The 17,196-nt window shown below is 69.5% G+C and carries 14 protein-coding genes; 5 read left to right on the top strand and 9 right to left on the bottom strand.

Going from position 1 to position 17,196, the window contains the following annotated elements:
* Positions 1-74: 74 nt before the first annotated feature.
* On the bottom strand, positions 75-305 hold the full coding sequence (locus tag AB0I18_RS25135) for a hypothetical protein (protein ID WP_266494798.1): 231 nt from the start codon (positions 303-305) through the stop codon (positions 75-77).
* Between the two features lie 440 nt (positions 306-745).
* Between AB0I18_RS25135 and AB0I18_RS25130 the strand changes: the two genes are divergently transcribed.
* The 3 genes from AB0I18_RS25130 to AB0I18_RS25120 all read left to right on the top strand — a co-directional run bounded on the left by AB0I18_RS25130 (position 746) and on the right by AB0I18_RS25120 (position 5,222).
* On the top strand, positions 746-2,869 hold the full coding sequence (locus tag AB0I18_RS25130; RefSeq protein WP_363107815.1) for a DNA topoisomerase IV subunit B: 2,124 nt from the start codon (positions 746-748) through the stop codon (positions 2,867-2,869).
* A 275-nt stretch (positions 2,870-3,144) separates the two neighbouring features.
* Positions 3,145-3,633 (top strand): DUF485 domain-containing protein, encoded by a 489-nt coding sequence (locus AB0I18_RS25125; protein ID WP_363107814.1) that lies wholly within the window; start codon positions 3,145-3,147, stop codon positions 3,631-3,633.
* Positions 3,630-5,222: a cation acetate symporter gene (locus AB0I18_RS25120; RefSeq protein WP_363107813.1), complete on the top strand. Its 1,593-nt coding sequence runs from the start codon at positions 3,630-3,632 to the stop codon at positions 5,220-5,222. Before AB0I18_RS25125 ends, AB0I18_RS25120 begins: the two co-directional genes overlap by 4 nt.
* A 45-nt stretch (positions 5,223-5,267) precedes the next feature.
* Here the strand turns inward: AB0I18_RS25120 and AB0I18_RS25115 are convergent, their stop codons facing one another.
* The 5 genes from AB0I18_RS25115 to AB0I18_RS25095 all read right to left on the bottom strand — a co-directional run bounded on the left by AB0I18_RS25115 (position 5,268) and on the right by AB0I18_RS25095 (position 10,836).
* On the bottom strand, positions 5,268-5,960 hold the full coding sequence (locus tag AB0I18_RS25115; protein WP_363107812.1) for a response regulator: 693 nt from the start codon (positions 5,958-5,960) through the stop codon (positions 5,268-5,270).
* 136 nt (positions 5,961-6,096) lie between these two features.
* Positions 6,097-6,777: a response regulator gene (locus AB0I18_RS25110; protein WP_363107811.1), complete on the bottom strand. Its 681-nt coding sequence runs from the start codon at positions 6,775-6,777 to the stop codon at positions 6,097-6,099.
* Positions 6,774-8,504, bottom strand: coding sequence for a sensor histidine kinase (locus AB0I18_RS25105; RefSeq protein WP_363107810.1), 1,731 nt, complete (start codon positions 8,502-8,504; stop codon positions 6,774-6,776). The genes AB0I18_RS25110 and AB0I18_RS25105 overlap by 4 nt, the downstream gene beginning before the upstream one ends.
* Positions 8,505-8,576: 72 nt before the next feature.
* On the bottom strand, positions 8,577-9,524 hold the full coding sequence (locus AB0I18_RS25100; protein WP_363107809.1) for a sucrase ferredoxin: 948 nt from the start codon (positions 9,522-9,524) through the stop codon (positions 8,577-8,579).
* Positions 9,525-9,576: 52 nt separating this feature from the next.
* The gene (locus AB0I18_RS25095) at positions 9,577-10,836 is read right to left on the bottom strand and encodes a citrate synthase (protein ID WP_363107808.1); all 1,260 of its coding nucleotides are present in this window, start codon (positions 10,834-10,836) and stop codon (positions 9,577-9,579) included.
* Between the two features lie 97 nt (positions 10,837-10,933).
* Here AB0I18_RS25095 and AB0I18_RS25090 point away from each other — a divergent pair, with 97 nt between their 5' ends.
* Positions 10,934-12,112 carry a citrate synthase/methylcitrate synthase gene (locus tag AB0I18_RS25090; RefSeq protein ID WP_363107807.1) on the top strand — a complete coding sequence of 393 codons (1,179 nt, stop codon included), beginning with the start codon at positions 10,934-10,936 and terminating at the stop codon, positions 12,110-12,112.
* Between the two features lie 156 nt (positions 12,113-12,268).
* Here AB0I18_RS25090 and AB0I18_RS25085 read toward each other — a convergent pair whose 3' ends face one another.
* Positions 12,269-12,505, bottom strand: a complete 237-nt coding sequence (locus tag AB0I18_RS25085) for a hypothetical protein (protein ID WP_363107806.1) — start codon at positions 12,503-12,505, stop codon at positions 12,269-12,271.
* Between the two features lie 79 nt (positions 12,506-12,584).
* Positions 12,585-13,184: a DUF6082 family protein gene (locus AB0I18_RS25080; protein WP_363107805.1), complete on the bottom strand. Its 600-nt coding sequence runs from the start codon at positions 13,182-13,184 to the stop codon at positions 12,585-12,587.
* Between the two features lie 323 nt (positions 13,185-13,507).
* Here AB0I18_RS25080 and AB0I18_RS25075 point away from each other — a divergent pair, with 323 nt between their 5' ends.
* Positions 13,508-14,596, top strand: coding sequence for a CobW family GTP-binding protein (locus AB0I18_RS25075; protein WP_363107804.1), 1,089 nt, complete (start codon positions 13,508-13,510; stop codon positions 14,594-14,596).
* 10 nt (positions 14,597-14,606) lie between these two features.
* On the opposite strand, the gene AB0I18_RS25070 is transcribed toward AB0I18_RS25075, so the two are convergent.
* A complete protein-coding gene (locus AB0I18_RS25070) occupies positions 14,607-17,060 on the bottom strand; it encodes a DNA topoisomerase IV subunit A (protein ID WP_363107803.1) in 2,454 nt (817 codons plus the stop codon).
* Between the last annotated feature and the right edge of the window lie 136 nt (positions 17,061-17,196).

The following is a 17,196-nucleotide window of genomic DNA, read 5'->3' as shown; positions in this document are numbered from 1 at the left end:
GTACTCGAAGACGTGGCCCGGTCGACCGGGCCGGTGGGCTGTGCCGGAGCTGGCTCGTCGTCGAACGCGAAGTGTCAGTGCTCTTCGTCGTTGGCGCTTGCCGGGGCGGTAGTCAGCCGCTCCGTCTCGTCCTGTATCTCAGCGGCGATCTTCTTGAGTTCCGGCTCGAACTTGCGCCCATGGTGGGCACAGAAGAGCAGTTCACCACCGCTGAGGAGGACGACGCGCAGATATGCCTGGGCGCCGCAACGGTCGCAGCGGTCAGCGGCCGTCAGCGGGCTCGCGGGGGTCAGAACAGTAGTCACGTCGCCTCTTCTCTAGCTCGACGAGCTGTCGTACCAGGGTCAACATCCAACCAGGCCGAAAACGTTCCCGCTCGTGGCTCTTCCTCGAAAAAAATCTTTCCGAGTCGGCTGTCTGCTGCCGGTTGGCGGCGAATGAGCCGTATTGCGTGTCTTTGTGTCTTACGGGTTCGCGCTCTGTCAGGTTCAGTCCTCCCGGCTGGCTTGCCGGTTGTTCATGAGGACGTGCCCGGAGCCTAAATGGTTCATGCCTGGAAGGGAACGTGATATGTACTTCACTCCAACGAGGGATCGAACACGCATGCGACTCTGGACTAGTCTGAGTTTCGGACGAGGGTGGCGTTACAACGGCTCTACCAGGCCTCGGTACCCTCGGACCGGCGACCGAAGCCGGCCCCTTACCCAAAAGGGCCCCATCTGAAATTCAGCGAGGAGCGAACCGCGTGACCGCCGAGACGTCCGTGCCGTCCACAGCGCTGCTGACAGGAGCAGACCGGGACGGTTCCAACTACACCGCGCGGCACCTTCTCGTCCTCGAGGGGCTTGAGGCCGTGCGGAAGCGCCCGGGCATGTACATCGGGTCGACCGACAGCCGCGGTCTGATGCACTGCCTCTGGGAAATCATCGACAACTCCGTGGACGAGGCCCTCGGAGGCTACTGCGACCACATCGACGTGACCCTGCACGACGACGGCTCCGTCGAAGTGCGGGACAACGGCCGCGGCATCCCGGTCGACGTCGAGCCCAAAACCGGCCTCTCCGGCATCGAGGTCGTGATGACCAAGCTGCACGCCGGCGGCAAGTTCGGCGGCGGCTCGTACGCGGCCTCCGGCGGTCTGCACGGCGTGGGTGCCTCCGTGGTGAACGCGCTCTCGGCCCGCCTGGACGTCGAGGTGGACCGTGGGGGGCACACCCATGCGGTCAGCTTCCGGCGGGGCACTCCGGGCGCCTTCAAGGCGGACGGTGCCGACGCCGCCTTCGACGCGTCGAGCGGGCTGCGCAAGCTCAAGAGGATTCCCAAGACCCGCACCGGCACGCGGGTGCGCTACTGGGCCGACCGCCAGATCTTCCTCAAGGACGCCAAGCTCTCTCTGGAGGACCTGCACCAGCGCGCCCGGCAGACCGCCTTCCTGGTGCCCGGCCTGACCATCGTCGTCCGCGACGAGTTCGGACTCGGCGAGGGCGGCAGCAAGGGTGAGGAGTCCTTCCGCTTCGACGGCGGCATCAGTGAGTTCTGCGAGTACCTGGCCACGGACAAGCCGGTCTGTGACGTGCTCCGCCTCTCCGGCCAGGGCATCTTCAAGGAAACGGTCCCGGTCCTCGACGACCACGGGCAGATGACGCCGACCGAGGTCACCCGTGAACTCGCCGTCGATATCGCGCTGCGCTGGGGTACGGGCTACGACACGACCCTGAAGTCGTTCGTGAACATCATCGCGACGCCCAAGGGGGGCACGCACGTCGCCGGCTTCGAGCAGGCCATCACGAAGACGGTCAACGAGGTGCTGCGCACCAAGAAGCTGCTGCGTGTCGCCGAGGACGACGTCGTCAAGGACGACGCGCTGGAAGGTCTCACGGCGGTGGTCACCGTGCGCCTGGCCGAGCCGCAGTTCGAGGGTCAGACCAAGGAGGTGCTCGGCACCTCGGCGGCCCGCCGCATCGTGACGAACGTGGTTTCCAAGGAGCTGAAGGAGTTCCTGACCTCCACGAAGCGCGATGCGGCCGCCCAGGCCCGCGTCGTCCTGGAGAAGGCCGTGTCCGCCGCCCGTACGCGGATCGCCGCCCGCCAGCACAAGGACGCGCAGCGCCGGAAGACGGCTCTGGAGTCCTCCTCGCTGCCGGCCAAGCTCGCCGACTGCCGCAGCGACGACGTGGAGCGCAGCGAGCTGTTCATCGTCGAGGGCGACTCGGCGCTCGGCACCGCCAAGCTCGCCCGGAACTCCGAGTTCCAGGCGTTGCTGCCGATCCGCGGCAAGATCCTCAACGTTCAGAAGGCGTCCGTGACGGACATGCTGAAGAACGCCGAGTGCGGCGCGATCATCCAGGTCATAGGAGCCGGATCCGGCCGGACCTTCGACATCGACGCGGCGCGCTACGGAAAGATCATTCTCCTCGTCGACGCCGATGTCGACGGCGCGCACATCCGCATCCTGCTGCTGACGCTGTTCCAGCGGTACATGCGGCCGATGGTCGAGGCGGGACGGGTTTTCGCGGCGGTGCCGCCACTGCACCGCATCGAGCTCAGCCAGCCCAAGAAGGGGCAGGACAAGTACATCTACACGTACTCGGACCGTGAGCTGCGGGAGACCCTGCTGGAGCTCCAGCGCAAGAACGTGCGGTACAAGGACTCGATCCAGCGCTACAAGGGTCTGGGGGAGATGGACGCCGACCAGCTGGCCGAGACGACCATGGATCCGCGCCACCGAACCCTGCGCCGGATCAACATCTCCGACCTGGAGGCGTCCGAGCAGGTGTTCGATCTGCTGATGGGCAACGACGTCGCCCCGCGCAAGGAGTTCATCTCCAGCTCCGCGGCGACACTGGACCGCTCACGCATCGACGCGTAGGCGGTCCGACGAGGCAGAGGGAGGCGTCCAAGAGGGCGCCTCCACCCCTGGGTGGAGGCTGGGAGCTCCCGGGTTCCACTCAGGCTCCGATCTGCTACCGGCTCAAGGACCCTGCGCAGGCGGTCCGTTACGCCTACGGGAGGGTTCTTGTGCGGTCACCCGGGGGGAGTGTCACCTGATGGGGTGAAGAGCACAGTGAGAAGAGTCAGGGATCTTCCCGTTCTGTCCATCCTTGGGGCACGCGGCCGAATCGGGCCGCGGACAAGGAGAGTTCGGTGGAGAAGTACGACGGTCCCGACTCCGGAAACGTCCGGTTCGACGACCCCTGGTACGACGCGCTCGCCTCCGGCTGGGGTGAGTTGGACGGTACGGGCGCGCCCGCTCCCGCCGTGCCTCCCGCGCGCGGAGAGCACGAGGACCGGACCGCCCGCGCGGCCGACGTCTATCTGGAGGTGCAGCGCAGTGCGGCCTTCCAGGAGGTGCGCAGCCGGTACCGGAGGTTCGTGGTCCCGGCCGTCGCCGTCTTCTTCACCTGGTACGTGGCCTATGTGGTGACGGCGACGACGGCGCCCGGGTTCATGGCGCGGCCCGTCGCCGGTGCCGTGAACGTGGCGATGCTCGCGGGGCTCGGGCAGTTCCTCACCACGTTCCTGTTCACCTGGGCATACGCGCGGCACGCCCGGTTGCGCAGAGACCGGGCCGCGCTCGATCTGCGCTGGGACACCCAGGAGCTGACGCGGAGCGTCACGGGTGGTGAGCGGTGACCGGGAACCATCAGACGCTGGCGCTGCTGCTGTTCAGCGTGTTCGTCGCGGTCACACTGGGGATCACGACCTGGGTGAGCCGTCACCGCCATGGTTCGGCTGAGGAGTTCTACGCGGGCGGGCGGCTTTTCTCTCCCATGGAGAATGGTTTTGCCATCGCGGGTGACTACATGTCCGCCGCCTCCTTCCTCGGCATCTCGGGGCTGATCGCACTCTTCGGCTACGACGGGCTGCTGTACTCGGTGGGCTTTCTCGTCGCCTGGCTCGTGGTGCTGTTCCTGGTCGCCGAACTGGTGCGCAACTGCGGGCGGTTCACGCTCGCCGACGTCGTCGCGGCCCGGATGAGCGAGCGGCCGGTGCGGATCGCGGCGGGAACTTCCTCGGTGACCGTGTCCGTTCTGTATCTGGTGGCGCAGATGGTCGGGGCGGGCAGCCTGGTCGCGTTGCTGCTGGGAGGTACGAGCGAGGCGGCCCAGGCCTGGACGGTCATCGGTGTCGGCGCGCTCATGGTCGTCTACGTGTCGATGGGGGGCATGCGGGCCACCACGTGGATCCAGATCGTCAAGGCGGTCCTGCTGATGGGTGGGGCGATCGCGCTGACCGTGCTCGTCCTGGTGCGGTTTCACGGGGACTTCAACCAGTTGCTGCGTTCTGCGGCGGAGCGCAGCGGGCACGGGAGTTCGTTCCTCGCGCCGGGCCTGAAGTACGGCGGGGACTGGACCGCGCGCCTCGACTTCATCAGCCTGGGTCTCGCGCTGGTGCTCGGCACGGCCGGACTGCCGCACATCCTGTCGCGTTTCTACACCGTGCCGACCGCGCGGGCCGCGCGCCGCTCGGTCGTCTGGGCGATCGGTCTCATCGGCGGTTTCTACCTGATGACGATCGTTCTGGGTTTCGGAGCGGCGGCGATCGTCGGCCCCGATGCCGTACGCGGGTCGAACGCGTCCGGGAACACGGCCGTTCCGCTGCTGGCGCTCGATCTGGGCGGCGGCGCGGCGTCAACAGGAGGAACGGTTCTGTTCGCGATCGTCGCCGCGATCGCCTTCGCCACCATCCTCGCGGTGGTCGCCGGCATCACGCTCGCCTCCTCGGCGTCCGTGGCCCACGACCTGTACGCGTCGCTGCGGCGCCGGCGGAGCAAGCCACGCAGCGAGGTGGCCGTGGCACGGACCGCCGCGGTGGGTATCGGCATCGTCGCCATCGCGCTGGGGCTGCTCGCGCGCGACCTCAACGTGGCGTTCCTGGTGGGACTCGCCTTCGCCGTCGCCGCGTCGGCGAATCTGCCGGTGCTGATGTACTCGCTGTTCTGGCGGAACTTCACGACACGCGGCGCGGTGTGGTCCGTGTACGGGGGGCTGCTGCCCGCCCTGCTGCTCGTGGCGCTGTCGCCCGTGATGTCGGGGAGCCCCGCGTCGCTGTTCCCGGGTGTCGACTTCCAGTGCTTCCCGCTGGAGAACCCGGGCCTGGTGTCGATCCCCCTCGGCTTCCTCGCGGGCTGGCTCGGCACGGTCACCTCGGCGGAACCGCCGGACGAGGCCAAGCACGCGGAGACCGAAGTACGGGCGCTCACGGGGGCGGGGGCGGTCTGACGGACGTCGCGTCGACCCCGCCCCGCACAACCCCCACACCTCCCGTCAAGGCGCCACCCACGCATAGCGATGCTCGGGGCGCCCGGTGTCCCCGTACTTGAGGGTGAGCCGCAGCTGTCCGGCCTGTTCCAGGTGGCGCAGGTAGCGCTGGGCCGTGGAGCGGCTGAGGCCGGTTTCGGCGGCGACCTCGTGAGCCGAGAGAGGGTGGTCGGCCTGATGCAGGGCGGCGCAGATCAGGTCCGAGGTCGGCTCGGAGTGGCCGCTGGGGAGGTCGGGCGGGGAGGGGTCGGGTGTCGTGCGGAGCGCCCCGAAGATGCGGTCGACCTGCTCCTGGCCCGCCACACCCTGGCCGCCCACCCGCTCCACGGTGCGGCGCAGCGTGGCGTACGAGTCGAGCCGGGTGCGCAGCGTGGCGAAGGTGAACGGCTTGACCAGGTAGTGCAGGGCACCGAGGCGCATCGCGGCCCGCACGGTCTCCACGTCACCGGCCGCGGTGATCATGATGACGTCGGCGCCGTGGCCGAGCTCCCGCATCCGGTGGACGAGTTCGAGCCCTGTCCGGTCAGGCAGGTAATGGTCGAGCAGCATCAGGTCGACGGGCTCGTCGGCCACCGCGGCCAGGGCCTGGGCGGCGCTGTGCGCGCGGGCGGCCACCCGGAAACCGGGGACCCTTTCCACGTACTTGGCGTTGATCTCGGCGACACGCACATCGTCGTCCACGACCAGGACGTCAATCATCGGGCCTCTCTTCCCGAGCCCGGGCGAGCGGTGGGCCCGGGCTGTCGGCTCCAGTGTTGTAGCGCGAGCAAAACGAACACAACACCCTTCTGTAAGCAGAAGAACGCCGCACACGCACAAGACTCCGGCGGTCTCCTCAGGCGCGGGTGGCCCAGACGTAACGGTGTTCCGGGCGGCCGGCGTCACCGTATTTCAGGGTCAGGGTGGCCCGTCCTGTGCGCTCCAGGAGCTTCAGATAGCGCTGGGCGGTCTGTCGGCTGAGTCCGGTGCGGTCCGCGATCTCCTGGGCCGACAGGGGGCCTTCGGCGGTCACCAGAGCCCGGCGTACGGCCTCCGCGGTGGTGGGGGAGTGCCCTTTGGGCAGATCGGGCTCCGAGCCCGCGGAGAGGGCTCCGAAGATCTTGTCGACCTCGGCCTGTTCGGCCTCGCCGCCGCCGTCGAGAGTGCGGCGCAACTCGGCGTACGCCTCCAGCTTGGCGCGCAGCCCGGCGAAGGCGAACGGTTTCACGAGGTACTGGAGTGCGCCCTGCCGCATCGCTGCCTGGACCGTGGAGATGTCACGGGCGGCTGTCACCATGATCACGTCGGTCTGGTGGCCGCGTCTGCGCATCTCCTGGACGACCGCGAGACCCGTCTCGTCCGGCAGGTAGTGGTCAAGCAGCACCAGGTCCAGCTGGGGCAACGCCTCCAGTTGACGCAGGGCCTCCGCCGCGGAGTGCGCCTCGCCCGCAACGTGGAAGCCGGCGACCTTCTCCACGTAGGCGGCGTTGACCCGAGCGACCCGCGTGTCGTCGTCCACGACCAGTACCTCGATCATCGCGACTCCTCCTTGGTGGTCGTGGTGACGGCGGTGGCCTTCTTCGGTCCAGGGCCAGAATCAGAGCCGGGTCCGGAGCCCGATCCGGGAACGTGCGCGGCGACCGGCGTGAGGTCCGGCTCCGTCAGGGCCTCCGGGAGCACGATCGTGAACTCGGCGCCTCCGCCGTCCGCCTCCGCGACCTCCGCGCTGCCCCCCTGCCGCTCGGCGAGCCGGCGCACCAAGGAGAGACCGATCCCGCGCTTGCGGTGGGCCGGGGGCTTCTTGGTGGACCACCCGTCCGTGAAGATCAACTCCCGCTGTTCGGCCGGGATTCCCGGTCCGGTGTCCCGCACCCTGAGCACGGCTGTGCGCCCCTCGGCGCGCAACTCGACCTCCACGCGCGCGTGGAGGGTGCCCGCCACGGCGTCGAGCGCGTTGTCGACGAGGTTCCCGACGATCGTGACCAGACCCCGGGGGTCGATCAGCCGATCGGGAAACAGCGTCGTGTCGGAGATCCACAGGGCCACGCCGCGCTCCGCCGCGACGGTGGCCTTGCCCACCAGGAGGGCGGCGAGCAGCGGGTCGTGGATCTTCTCGGTGACCTGTTCCGCGGTGGCCCTGTGGTCGCCGACCACCTCCCCGACGAACTCGACGGCGTCGTCGTACATCTCCAGTTCCAGCAGGCCGAGCAGCGTGTGCATCCGGTTGGCGTGCTCGTGGTCCTGGGCGCGCAGGGCGTCGATCAGGCCGCGGGTGGAGTCGAGCTCGCGACCGAGCTGTTCCAGTTCGGTGCGGTCGCGGAGGGTGGCGACGGCGCCGCCGTCGTCGGTGGGCATGCGGTTGGTGACCAGGACACGCTGGCCGCGGACGGTGAGCAGATCCGTTCCGGTGACGGTGCCGGCCAGCACGTCGGTCGTACGGCCGTCTCCGAGCGCTGCTTCGAGAGGCTGCCCGACGGCGTTGTCATCGATGCCCAGCAGGCGCTGAGCCTCGTCGTTGAGGAGCCGGATCCTGCCCGCGCGGTCGAGCGCGACGACGCCCTCCCTGATGCCGTGCAGCATGGCCTCTCGCTCCGAGAGGAGCCCGGCGATGTCCGAGAAGGCCAGGTCACGGGTCTGTCGATGGACTCGCCTGGAGATCAGATAGGCGGCCAGCGCGCCGACGGCCATGGCCCCGCCCGCGTACGCGAAGAGCCCTGGGATCGCGTGGATGAGCCGGGCCCGCACACTGTCGTACTCGATGCCGACCGAGACCGCGCCGACGATATCGCCCGCGGCGTCCCGCAACGGCACCTTGCCGCGCGCCGAGCGGCCCAGCGTGCCGCTGTCGATCTCCATGACATCCCGGCCGGCCAGGGCCTGCCCGGGGTCGGTCGAGACGTGCCCGCCGATCTCTGCCGGGTTGGTGTGCGACCAGCGCGTGCCGTAAATGTTCATCACCACGACGTACTCGGCCCCGCTGGCCTTGCGGATCCGCTCCGCCGTGGCCTGCACGGGCCCGTCGGCCGAGGGCTTCGTCGACGCCAGCTCCTCGGCGAGACGCGGCTGCGCCGCCGTGGTCTGCGCGATCGCGAGCGCGCGGCGCATCGCCTGGTCGTCCAGCTGGTCGCTGAGCGGAGCGAGAAACAGTCCGGTCGCGAGTACGGCGACTCCGGCGGCGATCGCCACCTGCATCAGCAGCACCTGCGAGAACATCCGTTTCGGCATGCCGAGACGGAGTCGTCGTGCAGGGGCAGTGGGGCTCATGCCTATGACGGTACGGGGAGGGGCGCGCCGTGCCGTAGGGGGTGTGGCGTGGATCTCGTTTAGAAGGTGTGGTCAGTGGTCTGCGCGGCCCGCGAGGACTGTGCGGGGCAGCTCGCGCACCGCCGGCACATCCATCCGGGCCGGGGAGCCGAGGGCAGACCCGCAGCTCTCCCGGCGGGGCGGCAGCGCGGCGCCCTGGACGACCGTGACGAGCCAGCGGCGGCCGTCGGTGTGGGCGACCGTCACCTCCCAGGGGCCCGCGCCGTCCGTACGGACGATGCTCAGCGCGCCCGCGGTGTCCTCCTGCGCCGCCGTGCGCACCGCAAGCTCGGCGGCCTGCCCGGGACGCTCCCAGGCGGAGCTCCCGCGGCACCCGTCGCCCACGACACGCCCTTCCCGTACGCCCTGGAGGATCTCCTTGACGGCATGGGCCTCGGCGCGTCCGTACGCGTACCCGAACGGCAGGACGAGGAGGGTGGGTGAGAAGCGATGGCCCCCCAGATGAGTGACCTCCCATGCGCCCTCCACTCCGGAGGCGGCGAGTTCGGCGGCGAGGGGGCGGCCGAGCAGGGCACAGCAGCGATCGCGCTTGCCGTTGGTGCATACGAGGGCGAGCGGGTCGCCGGTGTGCGGGCGGCCGTCGAGAGCCGCGTCGAAGGTCTGGGGCAGGCCCCTGCCGAGTTCGGCGAAGTCAATTTTGAGCAGTTGCTCGGGGTCCGAGATGGTGGCGTTGTGCAGCCATACGTTTCCCGGGGTGGTGTGGGCCGCGTACACCTGACGCGCGGCGACCGTGTGGCAGTCGGCGTGGCGCCCCGGGCGGCGGATCAGTGCGACCCGTACGCCGGTGCCTTCGGCGGCCTCTTCCAGGGCGCGGCCGAGCGCGGGGTCCAGATGGCTCGAGGTCAGCGCTCTGGCGCCCCAGGGGCCGGGCTGCTCCACCAGCAGCCACGTCCTGGCGGTGGCGGCAGTCCCCGCGAGGGGCTCCTCCAGGTCCCGGGAGACCTTCGCGCACGTACTCACAGAGGTGAGCCTAACCTGACTTGACGGCAGGCGACTTCCGAACCCCGTGGTGCTATTGCTCCGGAAGTGGCTGAGGTGGCCGCGCGCCCACGTAGTGCCCGCTCGGGCGCATGCGCAGGGGTGCCTCGGCGTACTCCTCCAGAATGTGGGCGATCCAGCCGGCCGTACGGGCCACCGCGAAGATGGTCTCGCCCGCGGAGGCGTGCATGCCTGACGCGGCCGTGAAGACGGCGAGGGCAAGGTCGATATTGGCGTGCAGGGGCACGTGACGGGCCGCTGTGGCCGCGACGTCCTGGGCCGCCGCCAAGGCGGGTGCGGCGCCGGGGACCTCCTCCAGGAGGGCGAACAGGGCTCGCGCGCGTGGATCCTCGCCCGGGTAGATCCGATGGCCGAGCCCCGGGACGCGGCGCCCGGCACGCAGTTCGTCCGCGACCACCGGGGCCGCACTGCCCTGGTCCAGGACGTCGAGGAGCATCCTGTGGGCGAGGCCGCTGGCCGCTCCGTGCAGGGGGCCTTCGAGGACGCCGAGGCCCGCCGAGACGGCGGCGTACGCGTGGGCGCGGGCCGAGGCGGCGACCCGGACCGCGAGCGTCGACGCGGCGAGGTCGTGGTCGACGAGCAGCGCGAGGGCCGTGTCCAGGGCGCGCAGGGACGCCTCGTCGGCCTCGCGGCCGCTGAGCCGGGCCCACAGGCGCTGTGCCAGTCCGTCCCCGTCACGATGGTCGTGCCTCTTGGGCGGCAGGGCGGCGACGAGCGTGGGGATCAGGGTGCGGGCCGTGCCGAGGACGGCTTCCTCGGAGAGGTCGAAGCGCAGCGGGTCCGCGGTCGCCGCGGCGATGGCCGCCACGCGGAGCCGGTCGGTCGGGCCCGCGTGCTCGGGCAGTGCGTCGACGGCGCGGCGGGCCACGGCGACGGACGCCTCCGGGGCCGTGAAGGTGACGCCGGGGTGCAGCACGCCCGTCCAGAGCCACTCGGCGACCTCTTCGTAGGAGTGGCGCGCGGCCAGTTCGGTGGCGTCGACCCCCCGAAAGTAGTAGCGGTCCTTGTCGATCAAGGTGATCCGCGTGCGCACGGAGAGCCTGCCCGCAGCCGGTGAACTCTCGGCCGGCTCACGTCTGTTGCGACGGGCGAGGGCTTCCACCTCCTTGGCGTCGAAGGTGCTGCTCCGGCCGCCCGGACTGCGTCGGCTGGTGAGCTGGCCGCGGCTCACGTACGCGTACACGGTCTCCGCCTTCACGCCGAGCAGTTCGGCGGCTTCTTTGGTGCTCATCCGCCGCCCTTCGTGCGCGGGGGACGGTTCTTGATCCCTCATGGGCGTCACCGTATCTGTGCAGTGAATGTTGATTCAATCAATATTGACAGGGATTGAGTCAAGCATGGACAGTCGAATCAAGTCCAGGGAGGAAAGCATGTCGATCAACCGAGCCGCGACCGCCTCTGTCGGCGTACCGCGAGGACTCGCGGGCGTCGTCGTCACCGACACCGTGCTGGGTGATGTCAGAGGGATCGAGGGGTTCTATCACTACCGCCAGTACTCGGCCGTCGAACTCGCGCAGACCCGCGGGTTCGAGGACGTATGGCATCTGCTGGTCCACGGTGAACTGCCGGACGCGGCACAGCGGTCCGCCTTCGTGGCGCGAACGGCGGAACTGCGGCGGCTGCCCGACGAGGTGCGGGCCGCGCTGCCCGCGATCGCCGCGGCCGGCCGGCGATCCGGGGCACTCGCCGGGATGCGGACCGCGTTGTCGCTGCTCGGTGCGGCGCGGGGGTTCCGCCCTGTGTACGACATCGACGCCGATCAGCGTCGTGCGGACGCACTCGCGGCGTCGGCGGCGGTGCCGACGCTGTTCACGGCGCTCCACCGGCTCGCGCAGGGCCTGGATCCGGTCGAGCCGCGTGACGACCTGCCGTATGCCGCCAACTACCTCTACATGCTCACGGGTTCGGAACCGGACCCCGGGCGGGCGCGGGCGATCGAGCAGTACCTGATCTCAACCATTGATCACGGATTCAATGCATCAACCTTCACCGCCCGGGTGATCGCGTCGACGGGGGCGGATGTGGCGGCCTGCCTCGTCGGTGCGGTGGGAGCCCTCTCCGGCCCGCTCCACGGTGGCGCCCCGAGCCGCGCGCTGGACACCCTCGACGCGATCGGAACGCCGGACCGCATCGACTCCTGGATCCGTGAACGGGTCCTCGCCGGCGATCGCATCATGGGCTTCGGTCATCCCGTCTACCGGACCGAAGACCCCCGTTCTCGCATGCTCCGCGGCATCGCCCAGCGGTTCGGCGGCCCCATGGTCGACTTCGCGGTCGAAGTCGAACGCCACGTGGAGGCGATCCTCGCGGAGCTCAAGCCCGGCCGTGAGCTTCACACGAACGTGGAGTTCTACGCGGGCGTCGTCATGGAGCTCTGCGGCCTCCCGCGCGAGATGTTCACGCCGACGTTCGCGGCGGCCCGCGTGGTCGGCTGGAGCGCCAACATCCTGGAGCAGGCGGAGGATCCGAAGATCATTCGTCCGGCGGCGCGGTACGTGGGGCCGGTTCCGCCGGTGGCGGTGCCGACGCAGGCACCGGTGGGGGCCTGACACACAAAGACCCGGCACCGTGTTGGTGCCGGGGCTGTGCCGCTCGCCCTTCACTCATTGGGATCCGGGGGGTCGTTGCGGCGGTTACGGATCGCGAGAACCACCATGACCGAAGCTGCGATACCGCTCAGAATGCTGCCGATGGCCTGGACTGTCTCAGTCGTCGGGGATGTCCCGTTTGGCACGTACGAGCGTCTCGCGGCTGATCACCACGATGCGTTCATAGTCGGCGCGGGCGGCATCGGGAGGCAGTTCGCCGTCGAGCGACGCTGTGGCCTCGGTCCCAATGACGGCAAAGTTGCCGTCACTGAGTTCGAAGATGTCCGGGCAGGTTTCACCGGACAGGCTGCCTCGTTCGCGTGGAGACGCACCGATGCGGCGCACGATTCTCAAGGGGGCCCCGTTTCTAGGTTTCGACGGTTGAAAACGGGGCACCAGCGTAGCCGAGCCTAAGTGGAGTTCAGCACGCCCCCTAGGCCAACCGGCCCTCCCCGAGGGGAGGTTCCCCTTCGGGTACCGGGCTCGCTTCCACCGGCGGTTCACCCACCACCCACCATTCCTCGGTGTCCGCTTCGTCCAGATCCTGGATCAGTACATCCACCATTTGGCCGACTCGTGCCTCCGTCGATCCGTCCTTGAGACTGGCGCGATGTGGGTGGGTCGCGTCCCAGTAGTCGCGGAACACAGAGCTCTGGCAGATCACTCGAAGATGGCCGTGGAGCTCCTCCCAGTTGACGACGCCGACGCGGTAGGCGAGCAGGGCGTTGGTGTACATGGCGTTGGCGAAGAGATACTGACGCCGCCGTTTGGGGTCTACCTCTTCGATGGTGCTCAGGACCTCGGCGAGGTCGGGGTCGTCCAAGGCCTTGTCCAGCAGATAGGCCTGCAGGCGCTGCTGCTCCGCGAGCCTCGCTTCCCGGTGGTCGGTCTCCTCCACCTGGACGACCCGGAGGCGCAATTGCTCGTACCGTCGCTGCTGAGCGGCCAGGGCAAAAAGGACCCCGGCGCCGAACGCGAGTCCCGCCGTGACGGTGGGGCTCAACTCCCGAATCCGATCGTTCCGTGTGGCCATGTCAACCCCCGAATCAGGCGACCGTCCGCCGGTCGTCGGGTGCGGGTCGACAGGGAGCGGACCGGCGAGCGGTGGGCGGTGCGCTTGCCGTCTCCCAGAGTGCCGAGCGGCTCTGATCGGCGGGGAGGCGGAGAGGCGGCGCACAGAGGGAAGCGCGGGTCGCGCATCTCGGCGCCATGCCAGACGTGTGCCCCGTGAGCGCCGCTAACAATCGTTCACTTCGCGGCCTTTCCACCGGCTCGTATCCTGGGTCGGCATTCATTCCCCGCAACGAGCGCCGGTCCGCGAGCCGGTGCACGCATTGGTGTGAGAGAGGTCGCGCGTTGAGTCAGGCGAGCCCCCAGCAGATTCCGGTCCTCGTCCTCGCCGGCTTTCTAGGGTCCGGCAAGACCACTCTGCTCAACCATCTCCTGCATCGCAGCGGAGGCAGTCGGATCGGTGCCGTCGTCAATGACTTCGGGGCGATCGAGATCGACGCGATGGCGGTCGCCGGTGCGCTCGGCGACTCCACCGTCTCCCTCGGGAACGGGTGCCTGTGCTGCGCGGTGGACGGGAGCGAGCTGGACGTCTACCTGGACCGACTGACCCGGCCCGCCGCCCGTATCGACGTCATCGTCATCGAGGCGAGCGGTCTCGCCGAGCCGCAGGAGCTCGTGAAGATGCTCCTCGCCAGCGAGAATCCACGCATCGTCTACGGCGGGCTCGTGGAGGTGGTCGACGCCGCCGAGTTCGACGCCACCCGCCGGAAGCATCCCGAGATCGACCGGCATCTCGCCCTCGCGGACCTCGTCGTCGTCAACAAGGCGGACCGGGCGGCGGACCTCGACGGTGTGATCCGCCTCGTCCGCACGCTCACCGACCGCGCCGCCGTCGTGCCCGCCTCGTACGGGCGGATCGACCCCGAGTTCCTCTTCGACCGCAGGCCGACCGAGGAGCGCGTCGGGCAGCTCTCCTTCGACGACCTCCACCGGCAGGAAGAGGGCGACCACGACGGCCACCACGGTCACGACGGCCATCTGCACTCCGCCTACGAGGCCCTCGACTTCGCCTCCGAAGTGCCCCTCGGCCCCCGGCGGTTGATGGACTTCCTCGACGGCAGGCCCGAGGGCCTCTACCGCATCAAGGGGTACGTCGACTTCGGCCCCGCCGACCCGCGCAACCGGTACGCCGTGCACGCCGTGGGCCGGTTCCTGCGCTTCTATCCGGAGCCCTGGGCTCCGGGCGAGCGCCTCACCCAGCTCGTCCTCATCGGCTCCGGCATCGACACCCCCGCCCTCGCCAAGGAACTGGAGGCGTGCAAGGAGGACGCCCCACACGCCGACGAGCAGAGCATGTGGGGCGTCCTCAGGTACGTACAGGAGCCGGAGCAGGACCCCGGCACCCGGGCGCAGAGCCCGGACGCCGACGCCTAGCGCCTAGGCCCTAGACCGGACCCGCGACCACCGACACCGTCTTCGCCAGCGAGACCCCCGAGCCGTCCCGTCGCGGGTCCATCTCCGGCAGCTCCGCCGGTGTGCCGTTCTTCTGTGCGGCCCGAGCCGGAGCGGGGCCGGCCCAGGCCAGGCTGAGGCAGTCCTCGCCCTTGAGGAACCGCTGGCAGCGCACGCCGCCCGTGGCGCGGCCCTTGCGCGGGTACTGGTCGAAGGGCGTCAGCTTCGCGGTCGTCTGGACCGAGTCGTCGAGCGTGCCGCGCGAACCCGCCACCGTGAAGACCACCGCGTCCACCGCGGGGTCGACCGCCGTGAACGAGATGACCTTGGCGCCGTCCGTGAGCTTGACGCCCGCCACGCCGCCCGCGGGCCGGCCCTGCGGGCGGACCTGGGAGGACTGGAAGCGCAGCAGTTGGGCGTCGTCCGTGATGAAGACCAGGTCCTCCTCGCCCGTACGCAGCTCGGCCGCGCCGACGATCCGGTCGCCGTCCTTGAGCGTGATGACCTCCAGCTCCTCCTTGTTGGAGGGATAGTCCGGGACCACACGCTTGACGATGCCCTGCTGTGTGCCGAGGGCCAGTCCGGGCGACGACTCGTCGAGCGTCGTCAGGCAGACGACGTCCTCGTCGCCCTCCAGGGTCAGGAACTCCGAAATCGGCGCGCCCCCGGAGAGGTTGGGCGCCGAGGCGGTCTCGGGCAGTTGCGGCAGGTCGATGACGTTCATCCGCAGCAGCCGTCCGGCGGACGTGACCGCGCCGATCTCGCCCTGGGCGGTCGCCGGGACGGCGGAGACGATCAGGTCGTGCTTGGCGCGCTTGCCGTCGCCCTCCCCGAAGGGGTCACCGTTCGCCGTACGCGCGAGCAGCCCCGTCGACGAAAGGAGCACCCGGCACGGGTCGTCGGCCACCTGCAGCGGCACGGCCGTGGCGGCGGAACCGGCGGACTCCAGCAGCACCGTACGCCGCTCGTTGCCGAACTTCTTGGCCACCGCGGCCAGTTCGCCCGACACCAGTTTGCGCAGCTCGGCGTCCGAGTCCAGGATGCCGGTCAGCTCGTCGATCTCGCCGTTGAGCCGGTCGCGCTCCGTCTCCAGTTCGATGCGGTCGAACCTGGTGAGACGGCGCAGAGGCGTGTCCAGGATGTACTGCGTCTGGATCTCGCTCAGCGAGAAGTGCTCGATCAGGCGTTCCTTGGCCTGCGCGGAGTTGTCGCTGGAGCGGATGAGGCGGATGACCTCATCGATGTCCAGCAGGGCGACCAGCAGGCCCTCGACCAGGTGCAACCGGTCGCGCTTCTTGGTACGGCGGAACTCGCTGCGGCGGCGCACGACCTCGAAACGGTGGTCGAGGTACACCTCCAGGAGTTCCTTGAGGCCCAGCGTGAGCGGCTGGCCGTCCACCAGCGCCACGTTGTTGATACCGAAGGACTCCTCCATCGGCGTCAGCTTGTAGAGCTGCTCCAGGACGGCCTCCGGGACGAAGCCGTTCTTGATCTCGATGACCAGGCGCAGGCCGTGCGACCGGTCGGTGAGGTCCTTGACGTCCGCGATGCCCTGGAGCTTCTTCGCGCCGACCAGGTCCTTGATCTTGGCGATCACCTTCTCCGGGCCGACCGTGAAGGGCAGTTCGGTGACGACGAGGCCCTTGCGGCGCGCCGTCACGTTCTCCACGGCCACCGTCGCGCGGATCTTGAAGGTGCCGCGGCCCGTCTCGTACGCGTCCCTGATCCCGGAGAGGCCGACGATCCGGCCGCCCGTGGGCAGGTCGGGACCCGGGACGTACTTCATGAGCGTCTCGAGATCGGCGCCCGGGTAGCGGATCAGGTGGCGGGCGGCGGCGATGACCTCGCCGAGGTTGTGCGGCGCCATGTTCGTCGCCATGCCGACCGCGATGCCCGACGAGCCGTTGACCAGCAGGTTCGGGTACGCGGCCGGGAGGACCGTCGGCTCCTGCTCCTGGCCGTCGTAGTTCGGCGAGAAGTCGACCGTGTTCTCGTCGATCGACTCCGTCATCAGGGAGGTCGCGTCGGCCATCCGGGCCTCGGTGTACCGCATGGCGGCCGGCGGGTCGTCGTTGCCCAGCGAGCCGAAGTTGCCGTGGCCGTCGACCAGCGGCAGGCGCATGGAGAAGGGCTGGGCCAGGCGCACCAGGGCGTCGTAGATCGACGCGTCGCCGTGCGGGTGGAGCTTACCCATGACCTCGCCGACGACGCGGGCGCACTTCACATAGCCGCGGTCGGGGCGCAGCCCCATCTCGTTCATCTGGTAGACGATGCGACGGTGCACGGGCTTGAGGCCGTCGCGGGCGTCCGGCAGGGCTCGGGAGTAGATGACCGAGTACGCGTACTCGAGGAAGGAGCCCTGCATCTCGTCGACGACGTCGATGTCGAGGATTCTTTCCTCGAAGTCGTCGGGCGGCGGCGGGGTCTTCGTGCTGCGGCGGGCCATCGCTGCTGCGGCTCCTTCACAGTCTCTGCCTGGGCATGAACGGGTTCTGACGGGCTCCATTGTGGACCGGCCCACTGACAACGCGGACCACGACCCGTCCGTACGGGCTTCCGGGGGCGCCCGCGTGCTCGCTCTC

The sequence above is a fragment of the Streptomyces sp. NPDC050704 genome, assembly GCF_040654355.1.
GTDB lineage: Bacteria > Actinomycetota > Actinomycetes > Streptomycetales > Streptomycetaceae > Streptomyces.
Note: the sequence above shows the minus strand (reverse complement) of the source record. Positions and strands in the feature narration are given on the sequence as shown.